This is a genomic window from Haladaptatus sp. (assembly GCF_049589095.1).
Lineage (GTDB): Archaea > Halobacteriota > Halobacteria > Halobacteriales > Haladaptataceae > Haladaptatus.
Map to the genome: position 1 here is coordinate 1 of NZ_JBAWAC010000569.1, position 3,413 is coordinate 3,413.

The following is a 3,413-nucleotide window of genomic DNA, read 5'->3' on the forward strand; positions in this document are numbered from 1 at the left end:
GTGAACAGGTCCGCTCCGGAAGTCATCGTTCCGAAGGGGTGGAACCGCCCGTAGTCGTCATATTTAAGGGGGCCGATATTCCGGTCGGACTTCCCCGTCGACTTCGATTGTAGGTTCGCCGTCCCGGCCGTCACGGTCTTTACGGTCCCTGTCTGTGAGTCGTGGTATTTGATGTGGGCGGAGTAGGGATTCTTGATATTCTGGTCGACGGGCGCGGGACCGAGCGTGGGGGCGAAGACTGCGAATACAAGGAAGAATAACACGACGTAGAGACCAAACTTCCCCCACTGGTGGTTGCTGAACCGCCGCACCATGTCATCTCTTGGCGTCCAGTCAGCGTTTCGATATTCCCGCTTGTAGAGTTTGTAGCCGTGCCAGATCCAGCGACAGGCGAGCCAGGCGTATGCGTATACAAGGAGAACGCGGAGTATCCAGGCGAACGCCGGCGGGAGGCCGAGGAACGTTCCCTGCCATCCCGAGGTGGGGAGGTGGTAGCCCTGGTTCCCGATGAGGTTTCGTGAGAGCAGTGTCGGCAGCTCTGCGAGTCGTCCCCCGATGGCAGCGAGCGTGCTTCCGCCGGGTATCGCCGGAAGGACGTGCCATGGAACGGCCATAACGAGCCCCATTATCGCTCCGAACTCGACGGCAACGAGCGCGACTGCGACGACTACCCAGACGGCCGCTGGACGAGAGTTCGCTCTGAGTCGGTTAGTGATCGAACTGGATTCGGTGGTGGATTTGTCACTCATTGGTATCACGTCTCCTCGTAGCCGACGCGCGGATCGACTATCGTGTAGAGGAGGTCTTGGAGGATATTCACGACGACGAGGAGGAGGATGAAGATGAACATGAGGGCGCCAATCAGAGGGAGATCGCCCTGGATTGTCGCCTGAAAGAAGAGGTAGCCGAGACCGTTGATACCGAACACCGTTTCGACGAGGACGGATCCGCCGAGGAGGATGAACGCCTCACCAGTGATGACGGGGATGAGGGGGATGAGGGCGTTTCGGAAGATATGCTTCCAGAAGATCTTCCGGGAGGGGACACCCTTCGCTCGAGCTGTCTCCACATAGTTCGAGTTGATAGTTTCGAGGACGGCAGTCCGACCGATTCTCATCTCGTTCCCCATGGAGGAGGAGCCGAGAACGAGCGCCGCGGGCGCGATTTTCTTGATTGCCGCGAGCAGGTTCGTCGGATTCGAGAGATGAGAGAGATCCGGCGGACCGACGACGTTCGTGTGGACGAGCCAGCCGAGCCAGTCGAATCCAAAGAAGAACTTCTGACTCTGTGATAGGACGGAGAGCAGGATCACGGCGAGCCAGAAGTTCGGCATCGCTCGCCACACAATCCCTCCGAACGACGCGAGGTAGTCGCTCGGTGTGTTCGGGTTCATACCGGCGTAGAAACCGAGCGGGATGCCGACGAAGAGGGCAATCAGAACGGACCAAAAGCCTAGCCAGATCGTCCTCGGCGCGTATTGGAGGATCAGTACGTACGCGCTCGTCCCTGAGTTGATCACCCACGAGTGGCCGAGGTGGAACGTGAACAGATTGATCATGAAGTGATAGTACTGTACCCATATTGGTTTATCCAGTCCGAGTTGGTTTCTGATGGCTTGGTAGGTCTGTGGATTCCCGCTCGGACCGATTATCGCGGCTGCCGGATCGAGTGGCCCGACGCGAATGATGAGGAACGTGATTGTCGTCCCGAGGATGAGAACTGGGATAGACATGAGAACTCGCTTGAGGAGGTAGATCCACCGACTCATGGCACACCACCCGTGATCGTGGTACTCGGTCTCATCTGACTGCTCGCTGGCAATCTCGGCGGTGGGGGAATCAACCACCCCATCATCGAATTGCCACCACTGCTGGTTCGATCTAATTCAGTGTCTCCGAGCGCGCAGTGGTATGCCCGGGCGAGTTTGAACGCGGCTTCGTTCGCTTCGCTCCCCGAGTTAGTGAAGAACACCGTTGAAAGACCATCCGGAGCCGCCGCAGCGAGATCGCGTGCTAGCCGCATCGGTGCGTCGTGTTTGAAGTGCGAGAGCGTGAGGTAGGCAATCTCCGAGGACTGTTCGGACAGGGTTTCCGTCATCCCGGGAATCGAGTGCCCAAGGTTCACAACGGCGGCTCCCGCGGCCGCGTCGATGAGTTCCTCGCCGTCGTCCGTGACGAGGAACTCGTCATGTGCCGATTCGACTCGTGGGGCGCAAGGATCTAGACCCTTCCCCCACTCATACAAGAGTTCAGATTGGGTTTGCATTAGCTACAAATTCCATCCCACCTCGCTAAGATAAGTCTTACTACGGTCCCAACAATGAACCCAATTTACAATTCAGTGAGTTATGGGCCGGTCGAGAACGATACCGGCCGATTAAAAAGGTGGTTACGCTGGGACGGTATTTCGGGATCGTGTGGTCCACAACAATCAAACGAAGGACCGCGATTAGCCCCGGAGATCCGGCTCCTGATCGACGGGCACATGGACCGTCGTCGTCGTCTGTGTGTAGCTTTGTAGCGTGTCATACCCACACTCTCGGCCGATGCCGGAACGCTTGTACCCGCCGAAGGGACTTCCGGTGATGGTCCGGCCATAATATTTGTTGACCCGGACGCTCCCGGCGTCGATATCGGCAGCTGCTCGCTGCGCTAGCGCACCGTCTGTGGTCGCGATCCCCATCGCCAGGTCGTAGGGAGTATCGTTTGCGAGTCGAATCCCCTCCTCGTAATTACTGAACGGAATTACAACTTCGACCGGGCCGAAACTCTGCTATGTGATTATCGAAAACGCGAACCCATTCGAGGAGCGTTTGGCTGGGCGTTTCTGGAGTTGTGTTTGACCACGTGTTGTTGAATCCTGTCCTCGCTGCGTCCACCGCCGCGTCGACGTCTTCTTCGTCGCATTGGGGGACGGTCACGATGCACTCGTCCACGACTGGATCGCTTGTTTCGAACGTTTCACCGCTCACAGCCGGGGTCGATGATCCATTGATCCACGCGTTGAACGTCCCGGTAGAACGTGCGTCGTCGATCGCGCATTGGTGATTCATCTTGTACGCCGGTTGTATAGAAGTATACCATGTTCAGTTTGCTGTATCAGAATGATTCTAAATAAATCGATATAAAATTGCTCCTGAGTGGATTCTCTTCAATATCATTGCATTTCATCTTATAAGCGATGAAATATTGAAAGTCTGTGTATGCGGGGTCGTTCATTATCCGGCTTAGTACTGTTAAGCTTTGCGTCGATAGGGATCGGTGGGATCCAGCGCCAAGTTGTCGGGACCGGAGCGAAAGCTAGGAACTTGTGGTCAATGCCATCGAGTCTTGATTGAGGCGTGGATTTCTATATACAGCACAAATTCGCCCCGAAGGATTTATGTGTTTTCCATATCGACGATCTTTGCATGG

At 56.1% G+C, this 3,413-nt stretch carries 4 protein-coding genes and 1 pseudogene; all 5 read right to left on the minus strand.

The window, feature by feature from the left end; translation table 11 throughout:
* Positions 1-749: pseudogene (locus tag WBV42_RS17815) on the minus strand (ABC transporter permease); the annotation flags it as partial.
* A 5-nt stretch (positions 750-754) separates the two neighbouring features.
* Entirely contained in the window at positions 755-1,768 is a 1,014-nt protein-coding gene (locus WBV42_RS17820) for an ABC transporter permease (protein WP_423987216.1), read from the minus strand.
* On the minus strand, positions 1,765-2,265 hold the full coding sequence (locus WBV42_RS17825) for an aminotransferase class III-fold pyridoxal phosphate-dependent enzyme (RefSeq protein WP_423987217.1): 501 nt from the start codon (positions 2,263-2,265) through the stop codon (positions 1,765-1,767). The genes WBV42_RS17820 and WBV42_RS17825 overlap by 4 nt, the downstream gene beginning before the upstream one ends.
* 183 nt (positions 2,266-2,448) lie before the next feature.
* The gene (locus WBV42_RS17830; protein ID WP_423987219.1) at positions 2,449-2,745 is read right to left on the minus strand and encodes an aldehyde dehydrogenase family protein; all 297 of its coding nucleotides are present in this window, start codon (positions 2,743-2,745) and stop codon (positions 2,449-2,451) included.
* Entirely contained in the window at positions 2,732-3,052 is a 321-nt protein-coding gene (locus tag WBV42_RS17835) for an aldehyde dehydrogenase family protein (protein ID WP_423987218.1), read from the minus strand. Before WBV42_RS17835 ends, WBV42_RS17830 begins: the two co-directional genes overlap by 14 nt.
* Positions 3,053-3,413 lie beyond the last annotated feature (361 nt).